This is a genomic window from Halorubrum sp. CGM4_25_10-8A (genome assembly GCF_005435025.1).
In the GTDB taxonomy this organism is placed as follows: Archaea; Halobacteriota; Halobacteria; order Halobacteriales; family Haloferacaceae; genus Halorubrum; species Halorubrum ezzemoulense.
Genome location: NZ_SGTX01000003.1, coordinates 117,210 through 143,326 on the forward strand (window position 1 = coordinate 117,210; position 26,117 = coordinate 143,326).

At 71.5% G+C, this 26,117-nt stretch carries 28 protein-coding genes; 14 read left to right on the top strand and 14 right to left on the bottom strand.

What is annotated here, in order from left to right; all coding sequences use genetic code 11:
- Positions 1–66 precede the first annotated feature (66 nt).
- From EXE52_RS04760 to EXE52_RS04770, 3 genes are all read left to right on the top strand, one after another.
- A complete protein-coding gene (locus tag EXE52_RS04760) occupies positions 67–531 on the top strand; it encodes a universal stress protein (protein WP_049930471.1) in 465 nt (154 codons plus the stop codon).
- A gap of 75 nt (positions 532–606) precedes the next feature.
- A complete protein-coding gene (locus tag EXE52_RS04765) occupies positions 607–1,863 on the top strand; it encodes a DHH family phosphoesterase (RefSeq protein WP_089308291.1) in 1,257 nt (418 codons plus the stop codon).
- Positions 1,864–1,867: 4 nt separating this feature from the next.
- Positions 1,868–2,890, top strand: a complete 1,023-nt coding sequence (locus EXE52_RS04770) for a carbohydrate kinase family protein (RefSeq protein ID WP_089308292.1) — start codon at positions 1,868–1,870, stop codon at positions 2,888–2,890.
- 60 nt (positions 2,891–2,950) lie between these two features.
- On the opposite strand, the gene EXE52_RS04775 is transcribed toward EXE52_RS04770, so the two are convergent.
- The 4 genes from EXE52_RS04775 to EXE52_RS04790 all read right to left on the bottom strand — a co-directional run bounded on the left by EXE52_RS04775 (position 2,951) and on the right by EXE52_RS04790 (position 5,655).
- A complete protein-coding gene (locus tag EXE52_RS04775) occupies positions 2,951–3,853 on the bottom strand; it encodes a DUF106 domain-containing protein (protein WP_049930467.1) in 903 nt (300 codons plus the stop codon).
- Between the two features lie 166 nt (positions 3,854–4,019).
- The gene (locus tag EXE52_RS04780; protein ID WP_049930465.1) at positions 4,020–4,643 is read right to left on the bottom strand and encodes an adenylate kinase; all 624 of its coding nucleotides are present in this window, start codon (positions 4,641–4,643) and stop codon (positions 4,020–4,022) included.
- 50 nt (positions 4,644–4,693) lie between these two features.
- On the bottom strand, positions 4,694–5,290 hold the full coding sequence (locus EXE52_RS04785) for a GNAT family N-acetyltransferase (RefSeq protein ID WP_049930463.1): 597 nt from the start codon (positions 5,288–5,290) through the stop codon (positions 4,694–4,696).
- Positions 5,287–5,655: a universal stress protein gene (locus EXE52_RS04790; protein ID WP_049930461.1), complete on the bottom strand. Its 369-nt coding sequence runs from the start codon at positions 5,653–5,655 to the stop codon at positions 5,287–5,289. The genes EXE52_RS04785 and EXE52_RS04790 overlap by 4 nt, the downstream gene beginning before the upstream one ends.
- Positions 5,656–5,745: 90 nt before the next feature.
- Between EXE52_RS04790 and EXE52_RS04795 the strand changes: the two genes are divergently transcribed.
- Positions 5,746–6,456 (top strand): DUF5806 family protein, encoded by a 711-nt coding sequence (locus EXE52_RS04795; RefSeq protein ID WP_049930460.1) that lies wholly within the window; start codon positions 5,746–5,748, stop codon positions 6,454–6,456.
- Entirely contained in the window at positions 6,453–8,168 is a 1,716-nt protein-coding gene (locus tag EXE52_RS04800) for an ATP-binding protein (RefSeq protein WP_089308293.1), read from the top strand. The genes EXE52_RS04795 and EXE52_RS04800 overlap by 4 nt, the downstream gene beginning before the upstream one ends.
- A 30-nt stretch (positions 8,169–8,198) precedes the next feature.
- Here the strand turns inward: EXE52_RS04800 and EXE52_RS04805 are convergent, their stop codons facing one another.
- The 4 genes from EXE52_RS04805 to EXE52_RS04820 all read right to left on the bottom strand — a co-directional run bounded on the left by EXE52_RS04805 (position 8,199) and on the right by EXE52_RS04820 (position 11,901).
- On the bottom strand, positions 8,199–9,920 hold the full coding sequence (locus EXE52_RS04805; protein WP_089308294.1) for an aldehyde ferredoxin oxidoreductase family protein: 1,722 nt from the start codon (positions 9,918–9,920) through the stop codon (positions 8,199–8,201).
- Between the two features lie 68 nt (positions 9,921–9,988).
- The gene (locus EXE52_RS04810; protein ID WP_049930454.1) at positions 9,989–10,519 is read right to left on the bottom strand and encodes a YfcE family phosphodiesterase; all 531 of its coding nucleotides are present in this window, start codon (positions 10,517–10,519) and stop codon (positions 9,989–9,991) included.
- A gap of 36 nt (positions 10,520–10,555) precedes the next feature.
- Positions 10,556–11,557 (bottom strand): ornithine cyclodeaminase family protein, encoded by a 1,002-nt coding sequence (locus tag EXE52_RS04815; RefSeq protein ID WP_089308295.1) that lies wholly within the window; start codon positions 11,555–11,557, stop codon positions 10,556–10,558.
- Between the two features lie 89 nt (positions 11,558–11,646).
- Positions 11,647–11,901 carry a hypothetical protein gene (locus tag EXE52_RS04820; protein WP_049930451.1) on the bottom strand — a complete coding sequence of 85 codons (255 nt, stop codon included), beginning with the start codon at positions 11,899–11,901 and terminating at the stop codon, positions 11,647–11,649.
- 152 nt (positions 11,902–12,053) lie between these two features.
- On the opposite strand from EXE52_RS04820, the gene EXE52_RS18980 reads away from it, so the two are divergent.
- A complete protein-coding gene (locus EXE52_RS18980) occupies positions 12,054–12,179 on the top strand; it encodes a hypothetical protein (protein WP_255510312.1) in 126 nt (41 codons plus the stop codon).
- On the opposite strand, the gene EXE52_RS04825 is transcribed toward EXE52_RS18980, so the two are convergent.
- Together EXE52_RS04825 and glyA are read right to left on the bottom strand one after the other, a co-directional pair.
- Positions 12,180–12,590, bottom strand: coding sequence for a DUF3054 domain-containing protein (locus EXE52_RS04825; protein ID WP_049930450.1), 411 nt, complete (start codon positions 12,588–12,590; stop codon positions 12,180–12,182). It lies immediately after the preceding gene.
- A gap of 93 nt (positions 12,591–12,683) precedes the next feature.
- Entirely contained in the window at positions 12,684–13,931 is a 1,248-nt protein-coding gene (gene glyA / locus EXE52_RS04830; protein ID WP_049930449.1) for a serine hydroxymethyltransferase, read from the bottom strand.
- A gap of 210 nt (positions 13,932–14,141) precedes the next feature.
- Between glyA and tbsP the strand changes: the two genes are divergently transcribed.
- The 5 genes from tbsP (at position 14,142) to EXE52_RS04855 (ending at position 19,536) form a co-directional block, all read left to right on the top strand.
- A complete protein-coding gene (gene tbsP, locus EXE52_RS04835; protein WP_049930447.1) occupies positions 14,142–14,963 on the top strand; it encodes a transcriptional regulator TbsP in 822 nt (273 codons plus the stop codon).
- A 103-nt stretch (positions 14,964–15,066) separates the two neighbouring features.
- Positions 15,067–16,758: a YcaO-like family protein gene (locus EXE52_RS04840; protein WP_089308296.1), complete on the top strand. Its 1,692-nt coding sequence runs from the start codon at positions 15,067–15,069 to the stop codon at positions 16,756–16,758.
- Positions 16,759–16,857: 99 nt separating this feature from the next.
- Complete coding sequence (locus EXE52_RS04845; protein WP_049930444.1) at positions 16,858–17,196, top strand: cupin domain-containing protein; 339 nt, start codon at positions 16,858–16,860, stop codon at positions 17,194–17,196.
- 185 nt (positions 17,197–17,381) lie between these two features.
- A complete protein-coding gene (locus EXE52_RS04850; protein ID WP_089308297.1) occupies positions 17,382–18,659 on the top strand; it encodes an aminotransferase class V-fold PLP-dependent enzyme in 1,278 nt (425 codons plus the stop codon).
- Positions 18,660–18,957: 298 nt separating this feature from the next.
- Positions 18,958–19,536, top strand: coding sequence for a response regulator (locus EXE52_RS04855; RefSeq protein ID WP_086219550.1), 579 nt, complete (start codon positions 18,958–18,960; stop codon positions 19,534–19,536).
- Positions 19,537–19,593: 57 nt separating this feature from the next.
- Here EXE52_RS04855 and EXE52_RS18445 read toward each other — a convergent pair whose 3' ends face one another.
- Positions 19,594–19,755, bottom strand: coding sequence for a hypothetical protein (locus EXE52_RS18445; protein WP_167373079.1), 162 nt, complete (start codon positions 19,753–19,755; stop codon positions 19,594–19,596).
- A 113-nt stretch (positions 19,756–19,868) separates the two neighbouring features.
- Between EXE52_RS18445 and EXE52_RS04860 the strand changes: the two genes are divergently transcribed.
- The 3 genes from EXE52_RS04860 to EXE52_RS04870 all read left to right on the top strand — a co-directional run bounded on the left by EXE52_RS04860 (position 19,869) and on the right by EXE52_RS04870 (position 23,208).
- A complete protein-coding gene (locus tag EXE52_RS04860; RefSeq protein ID WP_049930439.1) occupies positions 19,869–20,969 on the top strand; it encodes an NADH:flavin oxidoreductase/NADH oxidase in 1,101 nt (366 codons plus the stop codon).
- A gap of 92 nt (positions 20,970–21,061) precedes the next feature.
- Positions 21,062–22,315 (top strand): enhanced intracellular survival protein Eis, encoded by a 1,254-nt coding sequence (gene eis / locus EXE52_RS04865; protein WP_089308298.1) that lies wholly within the window; start codon positions 21,062–21,064, stop codon positions 22,313–22,315.
- Between the two features lie 77 nt (positions 22,316–22,392).
- Positions 22,393–23,208 (top strand): hypothetical protein, encoded by an 816-nt coding sequence (locus EXE52_RS04870; RefSeq protein WP_089308299.1) that lies wholly within the window; start codon positions 22,393–22,395, stop codon positions 23,206–23,208.
- Between the two features lie 9 nt (positions 23,209–23,217).
- Here the strand turns inward: EXE52_RS04870 and EXE52_RS04875 are convergent, their stop codons facing one another.
- From EXE52_RS04875 to EXE52_RS04885, 3 genes are read right to left on the bottom strand one after another with little or no spacing between them, the layout of a single operon-like run.
- The gene (locus tag EXE52_RS04875; protein ID WP_137703490.1) at positions 23,218–23,967 is read right to left on the bottom strand and encodes a sugar phosphate isomerase/epimerase; all 750 of its coding nucleotides are present in this window, start codon (positions 23,965–23,967) and stop codon (positions 23,218–23,220) included.
- A gap of 45 nt (positions 23,968–24,012) precedes the next feature.
- A complete protein-coding gene (locus tag EXE52_RS04880; RefSeq protein ID WP_086215646.1) occupies positions 24,013–25,086 on the bottom strand; it encodes a methionine synthase in 1,074 nt (357 codons plus the stop codon).
- Positions 25,086–26,102, bottom strand: a complete 1,017-nt coding sequence (locus EXE52_RS04885; protein ID WP_089308301.1) for a 5-methyltetrahydropteroyltriglutamate--homocysteine methyltransferase — start codon at positions 26,100–26,102, stop codon at positions 25,086–25,088. The genes EXE52_RS04880 and EXE52_RS04885 overlap by 1 nt, the downstream gene beginning before the upstream one ends.
- Positions 26,103–26,117: the final 15 nt, after the last annotated feature.

A 26,117-nucleotide genomic window follows, 5' to 3' on the forward strand; every position in this document is an offset into this window, starting at 1 on the left:
TCCGCCGACCGCGTGCGCTTCCGCCGACCGCCGGGTTTTAGGTGTCGTTGCGGCGAACGGGTGGCCATGTTCGACACCATCGTGGTCGCGACCGACGGCTCCGACAGCGTTCAACGGGCCGTCTCGGTCGCGGTCGACGTGGCGGCGCGGTTCGACGCCGAGGTCCACGCGGTGTACGTCGTCGACGCCGGCGAGGTGGAGTCGTCGCCCGACACGGTCCGGGAGGACCTCCGCGACGCGCTCGACGATCAGGGGAGCGACGCGCTCGACCGCGTCGCGGACGCGGCCCACGACCGCGACGGCGACCTCGACGTGACCATCGAGGTCCGCGAGGGCCGTCCGGCCTCGGAGATCGACGCGTACGCCCGGTCTGCCGACGCGGACCTCGTCGCGATGGGCACCCGCGGCCGCCACGGCGAGAACCGCTTTCTCATCGGCTCCGTCGCCGAGCGCGTCGTCCGGACCTGCCCGGTCCCGGTGCTGACGGTCCGACAGCTGACCGACGAGGACCCTCGGCGGACGACGATCTGAGCGTCGCGAAGGCGACGCGACCGCCGCTCGCCGCGAGAGCGGCGGAGTTTTCCGGCTGCCGCCCGCCTCGACGGTATGGACGACGACCTCATCGAGACGGGGGATGCCCCCCGGTCGCGGTACACGAAGCTGCCGGGGAAGGGCTTCTTTTACCCGGACTCGCTGGACGACGAACGCGCGGAGCGGCGGGCGAGGGAGGCGATCGAGGGCAGCGAGGCGGTCGTGATCGCCGACGGCGACGCCGACGGTCTCGCCTGCGCCGCGATGATCCGCGAGGCGTACGACGCCGCCCTCGACGTCGGACCCTTCGAGGACGCCGTCGCGGCCCGGCTCGAAGGCGAGAGCGGGAGCGACGAGCCGGACGAGCCCGCGGCGGACGACGAGGGGGAGGGCGACGACGACCCCCTCGGCGACGCCCACGCCGAGTCCCCGGTCGGGCTGGTCTCGGCGGGGCCGTACTCGATCGACACCGCGCTCGAACGCGTCGAAAAGTACGCCGACGACGGGATCGACCTGTTCGTCTGTGACCTCTGCCCCGACGACTACGAGTGGATCGCGGAGCCGTTAACGGAGCTGGCTGACTCGACCGACGCGATCCGGTGGTTCGACCACCACCAGTGGGACGACGAGACCGCCGACGCGGTCCGCGAGGCCGGCGTCGACCTCGTCGTCGGCGAGTCGGACGAGGAGTGTACCGCCGACGTGACGCTCCGGTCGCTCGACTACGCCTTCGACGACCGCTGGGCCGAGCTCGCCGAGGTCACGCGCGACCACGACCTCTGGCTCAAGGAGGACCCTCGCTCCGACGACCTCGCCGACTACTCCTACTGGGCCGGCGCCGAGGAGTACGCGGCCGTCGTCGGCGCGTACGGCGTCGACCTCCCGGAAGCGGTGCGGTCGTTCGTCGCGGAGCGCCGGGTCGAGAAGGAGGCGCGCATCGACCTCGCGGTCGACCGCGCGGTCACGCATGAGGTCGGCGACTGGCGCGTCGCGGTCACCTACGGCCGCTGCTCGCAGAACGAGGTCGCGGAGCGCCTCCGCGAGGCGGGGGCCGACGCCGCCGTGATCGTCAAGCCCGCCGGCTCCGCCTCGATCCGGGGGTCGGACGACTTCCGGCACGCCCACGAGGTCGCCGGCCGAGTGAACGGCGGCGGGCACCCGCAGGCGGCGGGCTGTAAGCCCGACATCTACGACGACATGCTGGACTACGCCCACCACTGGAGCACCGAGGGACAGGCGTGTAAGCGCGTCATCCTCGCGGCGTTCGAGGCCGTCGCCGAGGAAGTCGAGGCCGAGGCGAGCGGCGCCGACGAGGCCGCGGCGGCCGAGTAGGACAATGGCCGGCATCTTCGTCGCCGGAGAGACGCTCGTCGACTTCGTGCCCGACTCCGGGGAGACGCTGCGGGAGGTCGACAGCTACGCCCACCGGCCCGGCGGCGCGCCCGCCAACGTCGCGGTCGGGCTCGCGCGGCTCGGCTCGCCGCCGGCGTTCTGGACGCGCCTCGGCGACGACGCGTTCGGCGACTTCCTCGCCGAGACGCTCGCCGCGGCGGAGATTCCGGAGACGCACGTCGAGCGCGTCGAGGGGAAGACGACGCTCGCCGTGGTGTCGCCGCCCGGCGAAGGCGGGCCGCGGTTCTCCTTCTACGGCGACCGCGACGCGACGTTCGGGTTCGACCCGGACGCAGTCCCGACCGAAGCGCTGACGGGCGACGACGGCGCGGCGTCGCCGGCGGGCGCGAGCGCGCCGCCGTGGGTCCACCTCGGCGGCGTGGCGCTGACGCACTTGCGGGGGCGGGCGGCCACCCGCGAGCTCCGCTCGGCGGCGACCGCCGCCGGGTGTCCCGTCTCGTTCGACGTGAACTACCGCTCCGATCTGGTGCCGCCGGAGACGGCGGAGGCGGCGTCGACCGCGGTCCGCGAGACGGTCGCCGAGAGCGGCGTCGTGCTGTGTAGCGACGAGGACGCCGCCGCGGCCGGGCTGTCGACGAGCGAGGGCGGGGAACTGGCCCGCGACCTGCTCGCGCTCGGCCCCCACACCGTCGTCGTCACGCTCGGCCGCGACGGCGCGCTCGCGGTCAGTACCGACGACGCGCCATGGGGGGCCACGACGGTCCGGCACGACGGGTTCCCGGCGGAGGCGGTCGACGCGACCGGCGCCGGCGACGCGTTCACCGCGGGCCTGCTCTCGCGGCTCGCGGGGAGTGCCGAGTCTGAGTCCGGAGCCGACGCGGAGGCGCTCCGCGAGGCGGTCGCGTTCGGCAACGCGACCGCCGCGCTCTCGGTCCGGTCGGTCGGCGGGATGGGGTCGATCCCGTCGCGCGAGGAGGTGGAAGCGCTCCTCGCGGAACGGGAGTGAGAGGGAGAACGGCGGCGGCGAAGGGAAACGGAGGGGGAGCGCCGGAGAGCGCGGCGCTGCCTACGAGGCGGACGGCGACATCTCGATGTTGAGGCTCTTCTGGACGAGCTGGGTGAACGCCATCGAGCAGAGGAAGTACCAGAGGATCCACATTTGGATCGGGCCGACGATCCCCGTGTCCCAGGTGACGGTGCCCGCGAGCGGGACGACGAGCTCCTGGGCGGCGACGGCCGGGTACGCGGCCTCAGACCCGCGGTAGCCGATCACCCAGAACATCCAGAGGAACGCCGGAATGGTGAGGAACATGATCCACACCATCGGGCGGAACTGCTCTTTGAACATGCCGAGCTGGTCGCCCATCGCCTCCATCTGCTCTTCTTGGATCTCGTCGAGCGCCTCGTCGTCGTCGCGCTTCTCGGCCTCCTTCCGGCGCTCCTGGATGTCCTTCATCCGCTCCTGATACGCGCCCATCTTCTCCATGTCCATGAGCCCGGCGCGCAGCAGCGTCGAGTACATCCCCGTGCCGAGCGCGATGACCATGATGACGACGTAGAAGGGGACGACGTTCAGAAGGGGGCCGAGGACGACGTCGATGCCGCCGGCGATCGCGTTCCGGACCGGCGAGACCGCGTAGCCGACGAACGCGCCGAGCGTCGCCAGCCCGGCCAGCTTATCCCACTTCGACCAGGAGGTCGTCTCCGGCGTCTCAACGTCGCCGCCGCCCGAGTCGTCCTCCATCCCGGCCTCGATGTCGTCGCGGTCGGCAAGCGCGAAGCCCTCCTCGCCGTCGACGAGGATCTCCTTCTCGATGAGCCGGCCCCACTGTCCGCTGGTGATCTGGTCGCGGACGTCGACCCAACGCACCTCGCCGCCGCTAGCGTTGTCGAGGACGGTTTCGATGGCGTCCCGCATCTCGCCGTCCTCGCGGACCAGCGAGCGGACTCGCCGTTCGACTTTGCTCATTAGCGGCCGGTTAGCGGTCGACGGTTAAGAACCTTGTAGGATCGTCGCTCGGTCGGCCCCCGGCGCCGGTCGGACTGGCACCCGGCCACGCGGCGGATTGGCTCCCGGCCACGCGGCGGATTGGCTCCCGGCCACGCGGCGGATTGGCTCCCGGCCACGCGGCGGATTAGCTCTCGACGACATCGCGGATCCGAGCGAAGACCTCGTCCGGGGTCGCCTCGCCGTCGACCTCGACGAGGACGCCCTCGTCGCGGAAGTGGTCGATCACGGGCTCGGTGTTGTCGTAGAACACGTCGAGCCGCTCGCGGGCGGTCTCCTCGGTGTCGTCCTCGCGCTGGATCAGCTCGCCGCCGCACTCGTCGCAGACGCCCGGCTCCTCGGGCGGCTGGAAGTCGACGTGGTAGTTCGCGCCGCAGTCGTCGCAGACGCGGCGCCCGGTGAGCCGGTCGACGAGCACTTCCTCGTCGACGTCGAGGAGGATGACGGCGTCGAGGTCGGTGATCTCCGAGAGGTACTCCGCCTGATCGAGGTTGCGCGGGTAGCCGTCGAGGACGAACCCGTCGGCGTCGCCGATCGCGGCCTCGACGATCTCGTTGACGACCGGGTCCGGCACCAGCTCGCCCGCCTCCATGAACGAGCGCGGCGTGCCGTACTCCGTCTCCATGTCCTTGTTCGCGCGGAGCGCGTCGCCGGTCGTGACGTGCTCGACGCCGTACGCGTCGGCCAGCTTCGCGCTCTGTGTCCCTTTCCCGGCACCCGGCGCCCCCAGCAGCAGAATTCGGTGACTCATATCGGAGCGGTCGCGGGCCGCCCCTAAAGGCTTGAAGATTCCGGCCAACCCTACTCGTCGGCGTCGGACTCGTCGGGGGTCGCGGACGCGTCTCCCTCCGCGGCCGTCTCCCCGTCGGCGCGCAGCCGCAGCCCCATCTCCAGCTCGAAGCTCTCGGCGTCGGAGGTCTCGAAGCCGATCTTCTTGTACAAGGAGACGGCGGCGCGGTTCCACCGCTCCACCGTGAGCCACACCTTCTCGACGCCGTTCGCCTGCCCGTGGCCGAGCAGTCCGCGGATGAGGTGGGTGCCGATCCCGGCACGCTGGTACTCCTGATGGACGAAGATCGCCAGCTCGTAGGCGTCGCCGTCGGGGACGAGCGTCGCGTGGCCGGCGGCCGCGTCGTCGCACCAGGCGATCACGTTGTAGCAGTCGTCGGCGAGGATGGCGTCGAGCCACTCGCGGATGCGCTCCTCGCCGCCGGGCGGGATCCCCTGCGCGCGGTCCGCCGGGTCGAAGGCGTCGTACATCTCGACGAGCGACTCCCTGGCCGCCGGGTCGCCCTCGTACGGCCGGACCTCGATCCGGCGGTCCTCGCGGTCGGTGAACGCGGTCGGCGGCGGCGGGAACTCGTCCGCCACCGCGTCCGGGTAGCCTCGATCGCTCATCTGACCAGCGTGACCGATGTCTTGGCGTTCAACAGGACGAACTCCGCGATCGACCCGATCGTGATCTTCCCCATCGGACTCGTGTGTCCGCCGCCCAAGACGATCTCCTCGAACCCCTCCGTCTCGGCGATGTCCACCAGCCGACTCCCGGGGTCGCCCTCGACGCGCCGCACCTCCGCGTCGATCGCCGCCTCCTCGACCGCCGCCTCGGCGCGCTCGACGACCTCGTCGGGGGACACTGAGGAGTCCTCGTTGTCCACCACCGCGATCGTCAGGTCGTCGCTCGCGACCGCCGCGCGCTCGACCGTCCGGTCGAGCGCGCGGAACGAGTCGTCGCTGCCGCCGATCCCGCAGAGCACCTTCATGCCCAACCCCTCCACGCGACGGTACAAAAGTGGATCTCCGAGCGGACCGCCACCGACAAGGCTTTTGTTCGCCCGCGGAGTGTCGCACGTATGAGCGATCCCTCCGGCTCGACGGCCGACTCGGCCGACGGGACCGGCGACGCCGCCACGGACCGGTCACCCTCCGACGACGACGGCGACCCCGATCCGCACGCCGGCGACGAACCGGACGCGGAGACGACCGCCGGGGCGTCGGGGGCGTCCGGAGACGAGGCGGACGCGACCGACGACGTGCCGCGGGATGTCCGCAAGTACGAGCGGTTCAAGAAGATGGACGGCGCGCGCTACGAGCGCGTCAACGAGTTCCTCCGCGACCGGACGTACATCACCGCCCGCGAGTGGGCGATCGCCCGGCTCTGCGCCGACTTCCGGACGGAGACCGGCGTCGAGATGACGAAGATCGGCGAGAACCTCCCGGAGCTCATCCCCTTCATGACCGACACGTACACGCCGCAGGCGGTGAACCAGGCGCGCTACTCTTTCGAGGAGAAGGTGACGAAGGCGGGGGCGACGTTTCTCTACGGCGCGATGTCCGGGTTCTTCACCGCCGAGGACTTAGACGAGATGATGTACGAGGTGACCGAGGTCGCGAAGTTCCTCCTGGAGGTCGAGGGCGTCGACCTCGCCGTCGCTGACGAGTTGGAGGCCGAAGACAGGATCAGCGAGGTGATGCGCGAGGTGCGAGCCTCCTCGGCCGACCTCCGGGGCGAGGAGGTGCGCTGCCCCGAGTGCGGCCACGTCCACGAGCCGGCAGAAGAGTGACCATGGACCACTTTCCGGAAGCGATCAACGCGACGCCCGACCCGACCCTCGTCGTCGACGGCGACGGGGTCGTCCACGCCGGGACGCCGAGCGTTGAGACAGTGTTCGGGATCGATCCGGACGACCTCTCCGGCCGAGCGATCGGCGACGTCTTCGAGGATCCGACCGAACTGGACTGGGGACGCGTCGCGTCGCCGCCCTCCGTCGCCGACCGAGACGGCGGCGAAGCGGGCGCAGCCGGAGACGCGGAGGGGGTTGCGCCGGGGGGTGCCGAGGGGAGCGCACCCGGAGACGGCGAGGAGGGTGCCCCCCTTAGCGGCGAGGAGGCGAGAGCCGAACGAGACGGGTCTCGACACGACGTGACGGCGCTGATCGAGACGACGCGCGCCGGTGAGGCGCGGTCGATGGCGGACGGGTTCGAACTGGCCGTGCGCCGCGGGGACGGCGTCCTCGTCCCGGTTCGGGTCAGCGTCGGCCCGTTCGAGATCGGTGGCGACCCGTACGCGGTCGTCACGGCGATCGACGTCACGAACGAGCGAACGCGGCGGCTGGCGCTCCAGCGCCGCACGAAGACGCTCGAATCCCTCCACGAGGCGACCAGAGAGCTGCTGAAGACGACCGACAGGGAGACGGCCGCCGAGGCGGCGGTGTCGTACGTCGACGACGTGCTGGGCCACCCGATCGCCGCGATATGGCTGTACGACGAGCGGGAAAACGCGCTCGAACCGATCGTCTGGACGGACACCGCGGACGACGTCGTCGGCGAGCATCCGACGTTCGCGGCCGACGAGCTGAGCATCACCTGGGAGGTCTTCGAGAGCGGCGAGCCGACGTACGTCGCGGACGTCCACGACGACCCCGACCGCCACAGCGACGACGCCACGATCCGGAGCGAGCTCGTCGTCCCGCTCGGGCGGTACGGCGTGTTGAACGTCGGCGCGACGGCCCCGGAGGCCTTCGACGACTCCGACCTCGCGGTGGCGCGCATCTGGGCGGCGACGGTGACGATGGTGCTGGTCCGCATCGAGCGCGAGCGGCAGCTCCGGCGGCGCGAGGCGGAGATCGCGCGCGAGCGCGACCGGTTAGAGGAGTTCGCCAGCCTCGTGTCGCACGACCTCCGAAGTCCGCTCAACGTCGCCACCGGGAACCTCGAGATCGTCACGGAGCGGCTCGCGGAGGAGTCGGTCGACGTGGAGGAGCTGGGCGCGGTCGAGCGCTCGCTCGACCGGATGGACGTGCTCATCGAGGACCTGCTCGCGCTGGCGCGGCAGGGCGCCAGCATCGACGAGACCGAGCCCGTCGCGCTGCCCGACCTCGTCGCGGAGTGCTGGGAGACCGTCGACACCGAGTCGGCGACGATCGCGGTCGAGACGGACGCCGTCGTCGCCGCGGACCGCAGCCGCCTGCGACAGGCCCTCGAGAACCTCATCGCCAACGCGGTCGCCCACGCCGGACCCGACGTGGCGGTCACGGTCGGGGCGCTCGACGACGGCTTCTACCTCGAAGACGACGGCCCCGGCGTCGACCCCGAAGACCGCGGAGAGGTGTTCGAGGCGGGCGTGACGACGGACCACGACGGGACCGGGTTCGGACTGAAGATCGTCGCCGAGGTCGCGGAGGCGCACGGCTGGGCGGTCGAGCTCGCTGAGAGCGAGGCCGGCGGGGCCCGGTTCGAGTTCCGCGGCGTCGACCTCGACCCGGGCGACGGGTAGGCGGGCGGAGGCGCGGGCCGAGCGCGCCCGTCAGTCGTCGGCGGGCGCCGCGCCGGCCGGGTCGAGCCCGTCGCCGTGACCCGGGACGGTGCCGTCGTCGTTCCAGCCGCGGAGCGCGTAGTACTCGGAGAGCGCCGCGTCGAACCCGTCGATGGCGTCGGCGTACGGGAGCGTGTCGTCGCTCCGGTCGAAGCCGCGGGCGTTGTTGAACGCGCGCTCTAACTCGACGACCCGGGCGCCGAGCGACTGGAGGTCGTCGTAGTCGGCGTCGAGCAGCGCCGCGAGCCGGTCGTCGGTCACGGTTCCCCGCGAGAACTTACAGACCACCGCCGAGTCGAGGACCGCGTTGCGGTTCTCCTTCGCGACGAGCTTCGGCGGCTTCCCGTCGAGGCCCTGCGGGTCGAACGCCTCGTCGGGGTCGACGAGCGGGTACTCGTACGGGTAAAACTCCCCGTACATGTGGTCCGCGCCGCGGTTCGCGGTCGCGAACGCGAGTCCCTGCCCGTTGAGCGCGCGGCCGTCGTGGCCGGAGAAGGCCATCCCCTTGACCGTCCAGTCGTCCGCGCCGAACTCCTCGTGTGCGCGGTGGACGCCCTCCGCGAGCTTGTCGCCGACGCCCTCGCGATAGGCGATCTGCTCGACGAGCGAGCGGACGAGGTCCGCGTTGCCGAACTCGTCTTCGCTCTCTAAGAACATGGAGACGACGTCGCCACAGGAGATGGTGTCCAGCCCGAGCTCGTCGCACAGCTCGTTGGCGCGCATCACGTCGACCACGTCGTCGACGCCCGCGTTCGAGCCGAACGCCATCACCGTCTCGAACTCCGGGCCCTCCGTCTCGACGCCGGTCGCCTCGTCGCGGGTGGGGAGCTTACAGGCGAACGCGCACTGCGAACAGGTCCCCTTCTCGTACTTCTTCTCCTCGACGCGGTCGCCGGAGATGCCCTCGACGCCCTCGAAGGAGGTCTCCGCGAAGTAGTACGACGGGAGGGCGTCGACCTCGTTCGCCAGCTCCGTCACGCTCGTCGTCCCCTGCCGTTTCATGATCGAGTCGGAGGTGGCCGCCTCGCGGTGGACCTCGGCCGCCTCGTCGGGCCAGTCGACCTCGATTTCGGCGTCCGCGTCGCCGGCGAACGTGAGCGCCTTCACGCCCTTCGCACCGAGGACGGCGCCCAGCCCGCCGCGGCCGAACGCCCGGGTGTCGGAGGTCATGACCGACGCGAAGCGGACCTCGTTCTCGCCCGCGGGCCCGACGCAGGCGACGTGTTCGGGGCCGAGGTCGTGCGTCTCGGCGAACCGATCGGAGACCGCCGACACCTCGGCCTGCTCCAGGTCGTCGACCGCCTCGAAGGTCACGTCCGGCTCGCCGTCCGGCCCGACCTCGCGGACGTGGACCGCGAGCAGGTCGTCGCTCACGCCCGTGATCTCGACGGCCGCGTACCCCGCGCCGGTGAAGTTCCGCGAGAGGAATCCCCCAGCGTTCGACGAGCAGAGGCCGTTCGTGAGCGGCGAGACGGCCGTGGCGGCCATCCGGCCGGTGTAGGAGGTCGTCGAGTACTGCATCGGACCCGTCGAGAGGAAGAGGCGGTTCTCCGGGCCGAGCGGGTCGGCGTCGAACGGGATCCGGTCGTACGCGAGTGACGTGTTGAGCCCGCGGCCGCCGACGAACGACGCCAGCCGGTCGTCGATCCGGGTCGTCGACGCGGTCCGCTCCGTCAGGTCGATCGTGAGGAGCGGGCCCTGTGCGTGTCTCATGGACGTACGGAGCGAGCGAGCGGCGATAAAACTCGGGGTGCGAGCGGCGCGTCCGTTACCACGGGGCGTCAGCGGTCGAGGACGTGGTGCGTCACGGCGTCGACGCCGGAGGCCGCCGTGTCGAGCGTCGCCACGCGGAACGCGTCGTCCGCGCCGTCAACCGGGATCGGGAGCCCGCCGGGGTTCACCCGGACGGTCCCGCCGCGCGCCTCGGCGCCGTGCGCGTGGGTGTGCCCATGGAGCACGTAGTCGTAGTCGCCGCAGTCGACGAGCGCGTCGACGACGAGGTCGCTCGTGCCGTGGGTGACCGCGACGTCGACGGCGTCACCCGCTCCGTCTCCGCCGCCGAACGAGAGCGCGGCAGCCTCGCCGTGGTAGGTGCCGAACTCCTCGACGGTCGACTCGACCGCCCACTCGCCGTCGTTGTTCCCGCGGACCGCGTGGAACGCGAAGTCGGCGTCGAACGGGGTCACTGAGAAGGGCGCGACGAAGTCGCCACAGTGGACGACCGCGTCGACCCCCTCGCGCTCGAACAGCGAGACGGCCGCCTCGACCGCGGCCGAGTCGTCGTGCGTGTCTGAGACGATGCCGATCAGCATACCGGCCGGTCGGCGGCGCGCCACTTCAACCCCCGCCTACTCGCCAGTCAGCGCCTCGCTCGCGGGCGCGAAGTCGATGGTCTGCCCCCGACCCTTCTCGCTCGCGCGCTCGTACAGCATGTGCGCGGCCGCGACCGTCTCGACGCCGGTGCCGCCGGAGTCGAAGACTGTCACCGCGTCGTCGCTCGCCCGGCCGGGGTGGTCGCCCGCGACGACCGCGCCGAGGTCGGCGGCGATCCCCTCGCCCGCCTCGATCAGGCCGGCCTCGACCGCGGCGAGGTACGAGCCGGCGTCCTGCGTCGCGCGCGCCCTCAGGTCGGGGACGTACGTCGCCCGAGCGACGAGCTCGGGCGGGAGCTCGTTCTTCTCCGGGTGGTACTGGCCCATCGCCGTGACATGAGTCCCCGGCTCCACGTCGGCGTCGGCGATCACGGGGTCGCTGGCGGTCGTCGCGGTGATGACCACGTCGGCCCCCGCCAGCGCGGCGCTCGCGCTCTCGACCGCGGTCACGTCGGCGGCGAGCCGGTCGCCGAAGTCAGCGGCGAACGCCTGGCGGTTCTCGCGGGTCGGCGAGAAGACGCGGACCGCCTCGAACTCGCGGACCGTGGCGGTCGTCGCGACCTGTCCGCGCGCCTGCGCGCCGCTGCCGATCACGGCGAGCTCGGTCGCGTCGTCGCGGGCGAGCGCGTCGACCGCGACCGCGCCCGCGGCGCCGGTCTTGAACGGGTTCATCGACGCGCCGTCGAGCAGCGCGAGCGGTTCGCCCGACTCGGCGTCGAACAGCGGCGTCATGAACCACGCGTCGCCCGCGCCGAACCCCGCCGAGTAGGTGTACCCGCCCATCGCGCCCGTCTCCGGGAGGAGGGCGGCGTAGGTGGTGAGCATGCCCGGCGGCTCGCGGTTGAGGAGCTTCGTCCGCGGCTCGGCGGGCGCTCCCTCGCCCACTTGTCGGTACGCGTCGCGCACGGCGGCGACGTAGTCGGCCGGGTCCGCGAGGCCGTCGACCTCGGAGCTAGTGAGGAACAGGGTCTCCGTCATAGTCGGCCACTCGTGGCGCGGGGACTAAACGGTACAGGACGCGGCGACCGGGAACGCGACGCCGCGGCGACCGGGAATCACTCCGCGCCTCAGTCGGCGGTGCCCGCCGAGGAACCGCCGCCCGCGGAGCGCTCGCCGGCGTCGCCGTCGAACGGCCGCCGTTCGGGGGCGCCGTCCGCGACTGGATTTCGGACGAACATCGCGTGAGCCATCACCGTGGCCGCGGCGACGGCACCGACCGGGAGCGCCGACGTCAACGACAGTCCGACCAGCGTGAGCGAGGCGGTCACACCGATCAACGCCACCGGGATGAGCCCAAGCACGTAGTCGTAGTATCCAGTCATGCTTCCATTAGCTAGTAGTCGAAAATCCATATTAAATTTTTCCCGCGGTTCGGGAGCAGTTCGCTCGTGAACACGCGGATGTTACTCATAACTTATGGCTTGGCCCGAGGCTCCGTCGACTCGGGATGGGAAGTCGGCGAGAGGAGGGACCAGTGGGAAGAGAGGTCGGGGAGGAGAACGGCCAGCAAGGAGAGCAACACCACAGTCGGCCGGTCGACCGCGTCAGCGAGAAGCGAGGCACCGCGGTCGGGCGCTCGGCGCGCAGAGAGCGCGGGTGACTATCGGAACCGGAAGTAGAGGGCCCGCCAGCCGCCGAGGGCGACGGATCCCAACACGAGCATGACGGCGGCGAACGTGACTTCGGCCCCGCCGCGGAAGACGAACGCGCGCAGCGCGAGTCCGACGACCGCGGCCGGGATCCACGACCGGATCACGAGCGGGACCGAGGACTTCGCGGTCTCGACCGCGCCGGCGGAGTAGGCGCCCACGAGCGGCGCGACCACGACCCAGCCGATCAGGAAGGGAGCGAACACGCCCGCTAAGTACAGCGGGTTCGCGGTGAGGAACTCGACGGTCTGGTGGTTGAGCGTCCCGACGGTCAGTAACAGGATCAACGCGATCACGTCCCCGACGGCGAACGGTGCGGCGCCGCGGTCGAGGCGGGCGGCGAGAAACGGCGGAGCGTCCATACCGACCCCTGCGAGCCGGCCCCACTTTTACGCACGGATTCGTCCGCGCCGGTGCGGTCTCGCGACAGGGCGATCCCGCATCGCAGCGGTCGGTTACTCGTACAGCGGGTGCGCCTCGCAGAGCTCGACGACGCGCTCGCCGACCTCGTAGATGACGTCGTCGCTGTCGACGTCGTCGACGACGCGGTAGATCAGGTCGCCGACCTCCTCGATCGCGTCGGCGTCGAAGCCGCGGGTGGTGAGCCCGGCGGTGCCCGCGCGGATCCCCGAGGGGTCGAACGCCGACCGCGTCTCGCCGGGGACCGTGTTCCCGTTGAGGACGATGTTCGCGGCCGCGAGCGCGTCCTCCGCGTCCCCGCCGGAGAGGTCGGGGTGGGAGTCGCGCAGGTCGGCCAACACGAGGTGGTTGTCGGTCCCGCCGGAGACTAAAGAGAGCCCGTGCTCCTGAAGCGTCTCGGCGAGCACCTCCGCGTTGTCAACGACCTGCTGGGCGTACTCCTCGAACTCGGGCTCTAAGGCCTCCTTGAACCCGACCGCCTTGCCGGCGACGTTGTGCATCAGCGGGCCGCCCTGCCCGCCGGGGAAGACGGCCGAGTCGATGTCGTCCGCGAACTCCGCGTCGCACATCACGATCCCGCCGCGGCCGGCGCGGATCGTCTTGTGGGTCGAGCCCGTGACGAAGTCGGCGACGCCGACCGGCGAGGGGTGGACGCCCGCCGCGACGAGCCCGGTGATGTGGGCGATGTCCGCGAGGTGGTAGGCGTCGACCGCGTCGGCCGCCGCCTGGATTTTCTCCCACTCGACGGCGCGCGGGTACGCGGAGTAGCCCGAGACGACGATGTCGGGGTCGAACTCCTCGGCGACCTCCCGGAGCCCCTCGTAGTCGATGTACCCCGTCTCGGGGTCGACCTCGTACTGCTCGACCTCGTACAGCTGCCCCGTGAAGTTCGCGGGGTGGCCGTGCGAGAGGTGGCCGCCGTCGTTGAGCTTCAGCGACAGGATCTTGTCCCCCGGTTCGAGGACGGAGTAGTACACCGCCTGGTTCGCCTGCGTGCCGGAGTGCGGCTGGACGTTGACGTGGTCGGCGCCCCAAAGCTCCTTCGCGCGCTCGATGGCCAGCTCCTCGACCTCGTCGGCGTACTCGCAGCCGGCGTAGTAGCGCGACCCGGGGTAGCCCTCGGCGTACTTGTTGGTGAGGACGCTCCCCTGCGCCTCCAGCACCGCCTCGCTCACGTGGTTCTCGCTCGCGATCATCGCGAGCGTCTGCTCCTGTCTGTCGCGCTCGCCCGCCAGCGCGTCGGCGACCGCCGGATCGACCTCCCGGACGTGCTCGTGGTCCATGTGCGAACCCGGGCGCGACCGCGCATTAATCCTTCCGTCGCCGGCGCGCGCGCGACCCGCGGCGACCGGACGCGAGGCCGCCTCGCGTCGACTGCGCTTGGGTAACCCCGATCTGCCGAATTTACCCGCCTCAAGCACGCTTATCGGGTTATTCGTTCCATGAACCCCGTTAATATTAAATACGCAACCGGCTTTCATACCGAGAGACAAATGGTATCGAATTTACTGGCGGCCGACGTCGAGGCCGCGCTCGAAGCGGCCTTCGACGGGGACGACGACGAGCTGCTCGTCGTGGACCCCGCCGCAGAGACGATCGTATCGCTGGTCGAGACGGCCGTCGGGTGGGACGACCTCCCGAAGCTGTCGATGCTCGCCGACGAACGCACCCTGAAGGACGTGCTCGACGACTTCGTCGTCGCGTCCCGGGCCGCGGACCTCGTCGCCGACGGCGACCTGGATATCCGAGTGCTGGACGGGGAGGTCGACAACGCCCTGTTCGTCTCGCCCTCTCGGGTCGTCGCCCTGGTCACCGCGGGGGAGGGCGTCGCCGCGCTCTCGACCGACGACGCGGAGTTCGTCGAGGAGGTGTACGAGACCCAGCGCGCCGCCTTCGACGACGCAGAGGCGTACGCGCTCCGCACGCCAGCAATCGCCCGGGTCCGCGAGACGCTGGAGTCCGAGATCGGTGAGGAGGCCCGGTCGGACTTCGACGCCGTCCTCGACGCGACCGAGCGCGACGACGGGGTGGACCTCGACGAGGTGACCGTCTCGCTGCTCGTCGCGGCGAAGAACGACGTGCTCCTCTACGACATCTCGAAGTGGGGCGAGGACGTCGGTATCGCCTCGAAGGCGACGTTCTCCCGGACGAAGACGCGCCTCGAAGATCAGGGGATCATCGACACGGAGAAGGTCCCGATCGACGTCGGCCGACCGCGGCTCCGCCTGAAGCTCGGCGACGACCGGCTCCGGGACATCGACGCCGCAGAGCTGGCCGCCGAGGCCGCCGAGATGCTGGCGGCGACGCCCGCCTGAGCGCGCCCGCGAGCGCTCTCGGACTCCCTCCGCGGACGCGCCGAACGAGCCGCCGCGCGCCGCGGACCCGCGGCTTTTTTTCGCCGCCTCGCGTCGACCGGGTATGGACATCGGACTTGTCGGCGACGGCCCCGCGGTCGAGGCCGCCGAGGCCGCGCTCGGCGACGTCGACGTGAACGCGATGCCGGTCGAGGCCGACCTCCTCGACGGATTCGACGCCGCGGTCGTCGTCGACACCGCCGGGTCGGCGACGTTCGGGGCCGCGGACGACATGCTCGATCGGTGGGTCGCGGTCGAGGTGGGTGGGCTCGGCGGCGTTCCCCTCGCCGACCTCGACGCCGCCGTGACCGTCTTCGACGACGCCTGCTACGACTGCCTGCGCGCCCGGGTCGAGAGCGGCGGGTCGGAGCCCGCCGACGCGCCGACCGGCCGCCGGTCCGCCGTGCGCTACGCCGGCGCGGTGGCCGGACGCCGGACGATCCGGCTCCTGGCGGGCGACCCGGTGGCGGACACGGTCGTCGAGGTGCCGGGCGGCGAGCGGACCCTCCTCCCGATACCGGGGTGCGGCTGCGGCGACGGCCCCGGGGACGCGCTCCCGCGCGACCACGCCGACCGCGGCCTCGACGAGGCGATCGACCGGGCGGAGCGCGCCGTCGACCGCCGGATCGGCGCGCTGGCGGAGGTCGGCGAGCAGGAGTCGTTCCCCGTGCCGTACTACGTCGCGCGGGTCGCGGACACCACCCCGTTCTCCGACGCCGACGCGGCGGACTTCGGCGGTGGCGCGGCCGCCGACTGGGACGCCGCGTTCATGAAGGCGCTCGGCGAGGGGCTAGAGCGGTACGCGGCGGGCGTCTACCGCGAGGCGTCGTTCACGCGCGCGCCGGCCGCGAACGTTCCGAACCCGGTCACCCCGGACGCGTTCGTCCGCCCCGACGGCGCCGAGGCGTACGACCGCGACGACCGGCTCCCGTGGGTCCGCGGCGAACGACTCGGGACGGGCGAACCGGCGAGCCTCCCGGCGGAGTTCGTTCACTTCCCGCCGCCGGAGCGGCGGTACCGGCCGCCGATCACGACCGGGCTCGGCCTCGGTAGCTCGGGTCCGGACGCCGCGCTCTCCGGGCTGTACGAGGCGATCGAGCGCGACGCGACGATGACGAGCTGGTACTCCACGACGGAGCCGCTCGGGCTCGACGTCGACGACCCGGGCTTCGCCGAACTGGAGAAGCGAGCGCGGGCGGAGTCGCTGTCGGTGACGCCGCTGCTCGTCACGACCGACGTGGACGTGCCCGTCGTCGCGGTCGGGGTCAGCCGCGAGGGCGACTGGCCGCGGTTCGCCGCGGGGTCGGGCGCCGACCTCGACCCGGCCGCGGCGGCGCGGAGCGCGCTCGCCGAGGCGCTCCAGAACTGGACCGAGCTCCGCTCGATGGGGCGGGAGGCGGCCGACGAGCAGGGGGCGGCGATCGGCCACCACGCCGACCTGCCCGGGGAGACGGCCGCGTTCTTCGACCCGGACGCGTCCGTCTCGGCCGAGGGGCTCGGGGAGCCGGAGCTGACGGGCGAGGCCGAGCTGTCGGCCGTCGTCGACCGCGTCGAGGCCGTCGGGCTCGACCCGTACGTCGCCCGGGTGACGACCCGCGACCTCGCTGCGGTGGGCTTCGAGGCCGCGCGGGTGCTCGTGCCGGGCGCACAGCCGCTGTTCACCGGCGACCCGTTCTTCGGCGACCGCGCCCGCGAGGTGCCGCGGTCGATGGGGTTCGAGCCCGCGCTCGACCGGCCGTACCACCCGTTCCCGTGACTGCGGCTGGGTCGGAGACGCCGACGGTGCTGTCCGACCCTCCCGGCGCCGACTGCCCGTGCCCGCGGATTTAGGTGGCTCGGGGTCGCGGGGGACCGTATGGACGTCGCACCCGACGCGGACGCGGAGGCGGTCGAGGCGGTCGACGGCGTGTTCCTCACGCAGGGGGCCGTCGGCGACGACGTGAGCATCCAGCGGTTCGAGATCGAACCGGGCGAGACGGTGCCCGAACACGACCACCCGCACGAGCAGGTCGGCGTGATCACGGCCGGGCGGCTGACGTTCGTCGCGGACGGCGAGGAGCGCGTCGTCGGCCCCGACGACACCTACGTGATCCCCGGCGGCGAGCCGCACGCGGCCGAGAACCGGACGGACGAGCCGGTCGTCGGCTTCGACATCTTCTCGCCGCCGCGGGCGGATCCGGACTGGGGGGAGTAGGCGGCCGCGGGAGTCGTCGGAGCGGGGGCGGGTCCGAGGAGGTGCCGGGCGGTCCGAGGCGCAAGTCGCCGCGGGGCGGATCCGGGGGGTACCCCGCCGCGGACCGGCCGATATCGCGCGTCTGCGATACCCGCAAGACGTACCGGACCGAAGGTGTGTTAGTGCTCGGGGCCTGATAACAGGTAATGGGAGTCCACGAACAGTACCCGTTCGATGTGGAGGCGCTCCGCACCGATTTCCCGATCCTCGATCGGCAGGTCGGCGGCGACCCGGAGACGGCCGGCGAGGGCGCGGGCGACGACACCCCGCTGGTCTACCTCGACAACGCAGCGACCTCGCACACGCCCGACCCGGTCGTCGACGCCATCTCCGACTACTACCGGAGCTACAACGCGAACGTCCACCGGGGGATCCACCAGCTGAGCCAGGAGGCCTCCGTCGCGTACGAGGAGGCCCACGACGCGGTCGCCGACTTCATCGGCGCGGCGGGCCGCGAGGAGATCGTCTTCACCAAGAACACGACCGAGGCGATGAACCTCGTCGCGTACGCCTGGGGGCTGGAGGAGCTCGGCCCCGGCGACAACGTCGTCCTCTCCGAGATGGAACACCACGCCTCGCTCGTCACCTGGCAGCAGATCGGCAAGCGGACGGGCGCCGACGTGCGCTTCATCGACGTCACCGACGAGGGGCGGCTCGACATGGACCACGCGGCGGAGCTCGTCGACGACGACACCGAGATGGTGTCGGTCGTCCACGTCTCGAACACGCTCGGCACCGTGAACCCGATCGGGGAGCTGGCCGACCTGGCCCACGATCACGGCGCGTACGTCTTCGCCGACGCCGCGCAGTCGGTGCCGACGCGCCCGGTCGACGTCGACGAGCTCGATGTCGACTTCCTCGCCTTCTCCGGCCACAAGATGTGCGGCCCGACCGGGATCGGCGTCCTCTACGGTCGCGAGGAGATCCTCGACGAGATGAGCCCGTACCTCTACGGCGGGGACATGATCCGGCGGGTCTCCTTCGAGGACTCCACGTGGGAGGACCTGCCGTGGAAGTTCGAGGCCGGAACCCCATCCATCGCTCAGGGGATCGGCCTCGCGGCCGCGATCGAGTACGTCGAAGCGATCGGTATGGACCGGATCGAGGCCCACGAGGACCTGCTGGCCGAGTACGCCTACGACGAACTCGACGAACTCGGCGGCGTCGAGATATACGGCCCGCCCGGGGACGACCGCGGCGGCCTCGTCGCGTTCAACGTCGACGGCGTCCACGCCCACGACCTCTCCAGCATCCTCAACGACTACGGCGTCGCGATCCGAGCCGGGGATCACTGTACGCAGCCGCTCCACGACGAGATGGGCGTCGCCGCCTCCGCGCGCGCCTCCTTCTACTTCTACAACACCGTCGAGGAGGTCGACGCCCTGGTCGACGCGGTCCGGGAGGCGCGCGACCTGTTCGCCTGAGGCCTCTCGGCCGGCGGCGTTCGACGCCGTAACGGGCCCTTCGGCGACGCTCGATCCCGTCAGCGGGCACTCCGGCGTGAGCCGCGCGCCCACGGCGTCGCGCCGCGTGCGGCCCAGAGAGAGAAATCCTCCGTACGTCCGGGAATTTTCACCTAATACTACCGGATAATCGCGTTTGAGGGGCGTGACAACGGTGATCGCGGAATTATTATACCGTTCCCGCGGCTACTGTTGGTAGAAGGATTACAACCGTCGTAGTAAGTTATTCTTCGACGAGTCGTCGCCAGCGCCACAACCCATGACCGACCAGACACCGCCGTCCGAAACACACGCGGACACGACCGCGGCCACCGACCGAGTCGAAACGACCGTCAGCGAGGAGAACCGCGAAGCGCCGATCGCCGTCCTCCAGATCGAGCCCGACGCCCGCTCCGCGGAGCTCTTCGAGACGTTCGCCGAGCGGATCACGGACCGCGTCCACGTCCGGTCCGTGAAGCGCCTCGCCGACGGGGTCGACGCCATCGAGACCGGCATCGAGGTCGGCGGCGAGCGGGTCGCGGTCGACTGCGTCGTGACCGAACAGCGGCTCCCGGACGGGCACGGCGTCGACCTCACCGAACGGTTGCGCGAGGTCGACCCGGCGCTCCCGGTCGTGTTCCACAGCACGTGTCCGAGCGAGGAGTGCGAGGCGGCGGCGTTCGGCGCCGGCGCGGACGCCTACTTCGAGAAGGGATCCGACCGCGGGCGATACGACGCGATCCTCGACCGGATCCGCGCGCTCGCCGACGCGCAGCGCAGGGAAGAAGGGGGCACGGGAACGGCTGCGACGCCGCGGACCGCCGGTTCGACCGGAGAGACGCTCCGCTCGGAAGAGTGAACTCGACGGGCTGGGCGGGAGGAGACGCCGCGCCGGTCGAGCGCCGTTGAGGACGCGTTACCGTTCGAGATCGACGGTGAGGTCGGTCGCGATCCACGCGTCGGTGTTGCCCTGTTCGGCGAAGACGGTCCGCTCCTCCGAGCAGCGGGTCGCGGCGACCGTCGGTCGCTCCTCGGTCGCCGGCTCGGCGTCCGGCTCGATCCGGTCTCCCGTTGTCATTACACCCCGCTCAGGGAGCGGCGGGCATATAGATTTCGGTCGGCCTAAACCAGCGGCGGCGATCCGGGCGGGGGATCGGAGGGCCTTACGTCGCGGCGGTCGTGCGCCGATCCGTGACCGACACGCTGTTCACGCCGCTTTCGCTTCGCGACACCGAGTTCCGGAACCGCATCATGCTGTCGCCGATGTGTCAGTACTCCGCCGACGACGGCCTGGCCACCGACTGGCACCGGGTCCACCTCGGCGCCCGCGCCGCCGGGGGCGCCGGGGTCGTGATGACGGAGGCGACCGCGGTCGAGGCCCGCGGACGGATCACGCCGGACTGCCTCGGGATCTGGTCCGACGAGCACGCCGAGGCGATCGAACCGATCGTCGAGTTCGTCCGGTCGCAGGGTGCGGCGCCGGGGATCCAACTGGCACACGCCGGTCGGAAGGCCTCACACCGGCCGCCGGCCGAGGGGGGCGACCCCATTCCGGGGGACGAGGCGGACGGGTGGGAGACCGTCTCCGCGACCGGCGAGCCCTACCCCCACGCGGAGGTCGGCGAGGACGGACTCGCCGACACCCGCCGGCTGGACGAGGCGGGGATCGACGAGGTGATCGACGCGTTCGCGGCCGCCGCGGAACGCTCGCGCGACGCCGGGTTCGAGGTCGCGGAGGTCCACGCGGCCCACGGCTACCTCCTCCACCAGTTCCTCTCGCCCGTCACCAACGACCGCGACGACGAGTACGGTGGAAGCTTCGAGGACCGCACGCGACTCCTGCGCGAGGTCGTCGCGGCCGTCCGCGACGTCTGGCCGGACGGGAAACCCGTCTTCGTCCGCATCTCCGCGACCGACTGGCTCCCCGACCGCGAGTCGTGGGACGTGGACGACTCGGTGCGGCTGGCCCCCCTCCTCGCCGACGCCGGCGCCGACCTGATAGACGTCTCCGGCGGCGGCATCCACCCGGACCAGGAGCTCCCGAGCGCGGGGCCGGGATACCAGGTGCCGTACGCCGAGGCGATCCGCGAGGGGACCGACGTGCCCGTCGCCGCGGTCGGCGGGATCACGGAGCCGACCCACGCCGACGCCCTCGTGCGGAACGAGCGGGCCGACCTCGTGGCGTTGGGCCGCGAGCTGCTCCGCCATCCGCACTGGCCGCTAGAGGCCGCCCACGAACTCGGCGCGGACGTCGAGTGGCCGGTCCAGTACCGCCGCGGCCGGTTCGACTAAGCCGGCCGCGCGACCGGCCGCGGGCGGCGGTGGCGTGAGAACCACACGCAGGCGCCGGGAACACTTATCAGGCTCCCGGGTGCCGACGGCGTATGGGCGACCTCGACTACCGGCCCTTCCCGGAGAAGCGCGAGGACGAGTTCAGCGCGTTCATGCGGTACGCCTTCTCTCCCGAGCAGGGGCCGTACGACCCCGAGGCCGACGACGACGACCGCGAGCACCTCGCCGAGTACCGGGGGCTGTTCGACGGCGAGGAGGCGGTCGCGGTGTGCGGCCACCACGACTTCACGCTCCGGATCCGCGGGCGCGACCGCGACGCCGCCGGCCTCTCCGCGGTCGCCTCCCCGCCGGAACACCGGCGCCAGGGCCACATCGAGCGGCTCCTCCGCGAGTCGCTGACGGAGTACCGGGAAGACGAGATTCGGTACTCCGTGCTGTGGCCGTTCGAACACCCCTTCTACCGCCGGTACGGGTGGGGGACGGTGAGTCGATATCGGTGGGTGAAGACGCCGCCAGAACAGTTGGCGTTCGCGGCCGACGCGACTGACGGAGGTGACGAAACGGGGAAATTCCGGCGGCTCGACGAGGGCGACTACGAGGCGGCGGCAGACCTCCTCGCCGCGACCGCGGACCGGTACGACTTCACGATGGCGCGGACGGCGGCGTGGTGGCGCGAGAACACCCTCCGCGGGTGGCAGACCGATCCCTTCGTCTACGGCCTCGGACGGGACGACGACCTCCGCGCGCTGCTGTCGTACACGTTCACCGAGCGCGACGACGGCGACGGGAAGGCGATGGTCGTCTCCGACGCCGCCGTCGCCGACCCGTCCGCGTGGGACGAGGTGTTCCGCTTCTGTCGGGACCACGACTCGCAGGTCGAGCGCGTCCGGCTCCGCCTCCCCGCGGACGTGAGCCTCCTCGACCGCGTCGACGACCCGCGGGCGGTGACCGAGGAGGTTCGCGCCGGACCGATGTTCCGGCTCGTCGATGTCCCTGCGGCGCTGCGAGAGCTGGCCCCCGACCCGGATCTCGACGCCGAGTTCACGCTCGCGGTCGACGACCCGCTCGTCGGCTGGCACGACCGACCGATCCGGGTGACAGTCGCCGGCGGCGAGGTCGACGCCGAGCGGGTCGACGCCGGCGGAGACCCCGGAAGCCCGGACGACGCCGACGTAGCGGCGGGAATCGGCCCGCTCTCGCAGCTGTACGCCGGGTACCGCGGCGTCGACGACCTCCGGGCGCACGGCGCGCTGGACGTCGGCGACGGCGCTTTCGGCGAGGGGCTCGCCGCCGACCTCGGCGCACTCTTCCCGCCGCGGCCGACGTTCCTGCGCGAGGCCTTCTGACCGGCGGCGGTGCGGCCGGTCTGGGCCGGGCGCGACCGCTGCCGGGCTTTTTATCCGCGCGCGCCGTAGCAGGTGGCATGAGTTCCCGCGACCGACGCGACGACGACCTCGAGGAGCGGCTCGACGAGCTCGAGGACGTGCTGGGCGAGCTCCGGGCCGACCTCCGGGAGAGCGAGCGCGACCGCCGGGGTCCCCCGCGGCCGCCGCGGCTCTCGGAGCTAGTGCGGTTCACCGAGCAGTACACCATCCCGACGGTCATCGCGCTGCTGGAGACGACGATCAAGTCGCTCGAACTGCTCCGGGGGACGCTCCGGCTCGCGGACCCGGGGCGGAGCGTCGCCGAGGGCGCAGAGGGGGCGGGCGACCGCCTCGCGGACGTGCGCGACGGCGCGACTGCCGGGCTCTCGCGCTCCCTCTCGGAGCTCCGGACCGCGCTCTCGGAGGCCGACCTCCCCGAGGACGCCGCCTCGCGCTCGATCATCGCCGACGCGCGCGACCTCACCGCGGAGATCGAGTCCCGCATCGACGAGGGGCGCCGCGAGGCGGACGCGGCGCGCGACCGGCGGCTGGGCGGCGACCCCGACGGCGACCGCAACGCGCGGAGCCGAGGGGACGCCGAGGAGCGGTCCGACCGAGGCGACGGCGCGAACCCCGTCCGGATCGACGTGACCGAACCCGGCGAGAGCGACGACGCGGGCGACGAGGCGCCCGGTGAGGGCGATGCGAGCGGTGACGCCGCCGACGAGCCGCCGGAGGTCGACGTGGAGTCCGAGCTGGAGTCGATCAAACAGCAGGTCGACGGCGACGCGGCCGAGACGAGCGGCGATGCGGCCGACGCGAGCGACGACGCGCCCGGAGCGGACGACGAGGACGCGGCCGGCGGAGCGAACTGAGCCGCGGAGTCAAAAGGACGCGCCGAGGCGGTCGGCGACGCGCTCGGCCGAGTCGAGGAGCAGCGCCGCATCGTCGGTGAACACCTCCAGCGCGACCGTCCCGCCGAAGTCGTCGAGCTCGGACGCGACGAGGTCGTAGTCGACCTCGCCGGCCCCGACCGGGAGGTGGGTGTCGCCGCGGCGGCGCACGTCGTGACAGTGGAGGTGCGAGATCCGGTCGCCGTGGCTGCGGAGGAACCGCCTGATCGCCTTGTTGCCGCCCTCCATGTACGCGTGGCCCACGTCGAAGCAGATCGGCGTGTCGGTCTCGCGAACGAGGTCGCCGAGGACCGAGAGCTGGAGCCCCGCGTGCTGGTGGCCGACGTTCTCGACGACGACCTCGACGCCCGCCTCGCGGCCGACGTCAGCGACGCGCCGGAGCTGGTCGGCCGCGGTCTCGCGGAACGCCACGTCGTCGCGGTCGGCGGAGGTGGCGTGGAGGACCGCCTTCTCCGCGCCGAGGTCGCCGGCCGCGGTCAGGAGCCGGCGCTGGTAGTCGACGATGGCGTCGTTCACCTCGGGGACGTAGCTGGCCAGTCGCTGGCTGTACGGCAGGTGGACGAGCAGGTCGCGGCCGCCGAGCGCGTCCGTCAGGCGGCCGGGGTCGACCTCGTCCGGCACGAGCGTCGGCTCGCCGACGCCGAGTTCGCAGAAGTCGAACCGCGCCGGCGACGCCGCGAGGCGGTCGAGGTCGTCGCCGACCGTCACCCCGATGTCCATGCCGGACGGTGGGTGCGGCGACTTCTTATAAATAGCGTCGGCGGATCAGTCGTCCGCGAGCGGGTTGTCGAGGTCGATGTCGCCGGCGTCGATCTCCGCTTCGACCTCGCGGACCGCGGTCACCATGTTCTCCGTCTTGCCGTACGCGATGTCGCGCGGGAGGAGCTTCAGCCCGCAGTCGGGCGAGATCGTGAGCTTCTCCGGCGGGACGACGCGGAGGCCCTGCCGGATGTTCGCTTTGATCTCCTCGACCGGCTCGACCTCGGCGGTGTGGGCGTCGACGACGCCGAGCGCGAGGTCGGGCTCGAACTCGGGGTCGGTGAACGTCGGGATCTGCTCGAAGTCGCCGTTACACAGCTCCACGTCGAACTCGTCGATCGGGTAGTCGTTGATCTCGGGGTAGATCCGCGAGTAGTCGCCGTAGCAGACGTGGAGGCCGATCCGGACGTCCTCGTCGATGCCCGAGACGATGCGTTCGAGCGCCTCGCCGACGATGGCGTGGTCCTCCGGCGTCGTCGCCAGCGCGGGCTCGTCGATCTGGATGTAGCGCGCGCCCGCCTCGACCAGCTTCTCAACCTCCTCGTTGACGAGGTCCGCGAGGTCGTACACGAGTTCCTCGGTGGAGGGGTACGCCTCGTTGAACGCCCAGAAGCCGAGCGTGTACGGCCCCGTGATCGGGACCTTCACCGGGCGCTCTGCGACGTTCGAGGTGAACTCGAACTCGTCGACGAGCCACGGCTCGTCGTACGCGACCTCCTCGACCACGCTCGGCTTGTCGAAGTAGTTGTGGCCCCACACCTTCACCGGCCCGTTGAACTCGTAGCCGTCGATGCGGTCGGCGAAGAACTCCACCATCTCGTTGCGGCGCATCTCGCCGTCGACGACCGTGTCGAGCCCGGCGCGCTCGTGTTCGTGCGTGATAAGCCGACAGGCGTCGTCGTGCGCCTCTTCGAGGTCGGACTCGTCGAACTTCGAGTCGGGGTCGTCGACGAGCTCGTCGGCGCGGTTGAGCCACTTCGGCTTCGGGTACGAGCCGACGACGGTCGTGAGCAGGAACGCGTCGTTCGGGTGGTCGTCCGGACGGAACTGGTCGCGGTTGGCGGACGGGTTTCGGACCATTAATCGAGCACCTCCGCGGCGTCGGCGAGGGCGTTCAGCTTCGCGCGGTACTTGTTCGTCGGCAGGTAGAACAGCTCGGTGTTCGGCGTGAGGTACGTCCGGTCGAACCCCTCCAGCGGGATCTGCGACTCGAACCACTCGACGCGCTCCGCGATCGTCTCCGGCTCCTCGACCAGCGTGTTCTGCCCGTCGACGAGCCCGAGCGACAGCGAGTCGGTCGAGCCGAACTCCTGGACGTTGTAGACGGTGTCGTCCCGGTCGCCGGCGACGAGGTCAAGCCCGAGCGCGTCCGCGCCCGCCTCGTCGACGAGGTGCGCGTACAGCTTCTCGCCGAGCGCGCCGTAGAACGTCTGGACGACCACGTCGGCGTCGGTCGCGTCGGCGACCGTTGAGATGGCGTCCGTCGCGCCCGCCTCCTCGCCCTCGGCGGGCGGGTTCGTGACGAGCGACGGTTCGAGGAGGAACAGCGTCTCGTGGTCGGGGAACGCCTCGACCTCGCCCGCGAGGAACTCGGCGATGGCGGCCTGGAAATCGGCCTCGTCGCCGCGGTGTTCGTCGGTCGCGAGGTCGGCGAGCGAGTACGGCCCGGGAAGCGTCGCCGCGAGCGACGCGTCGTCGACCCCGTCGGCGTCGGCGAGCAGGTCGGTCGCCTTCTCCAGTTCGCCCGCCACGTCGCCCGAGAAGTCGAGGTCGTCGACGACCCGCGGGTCCCGGTAGAAGTTGTTGTTGTCGTAGTACCGGACGATGCCGCCGGTCTCGACGGCGTCGCTGACGGTCAGCGGGTGCGCGATCATGTCGTCCCAGCGGCCCTGCCCCTCGGAGATCAGGTCGAGGCCGGCGTCCAGCTGGTCGTCGACGTACTCGGCGCGCACCTCGTCGTACGCCGCCACGATCGCCTCGCTCTCGTCGCCGCTCAGGAGGTCCCCCTTCTGGTGGCCCTTCAGGTCCGAGAGCGTCTCTTTCGCCCGGTCCGGGAGCGGATACAGCCCCGGCGTCGCCGCGACACGTTCGGTCATCACCGATCGTTGGAT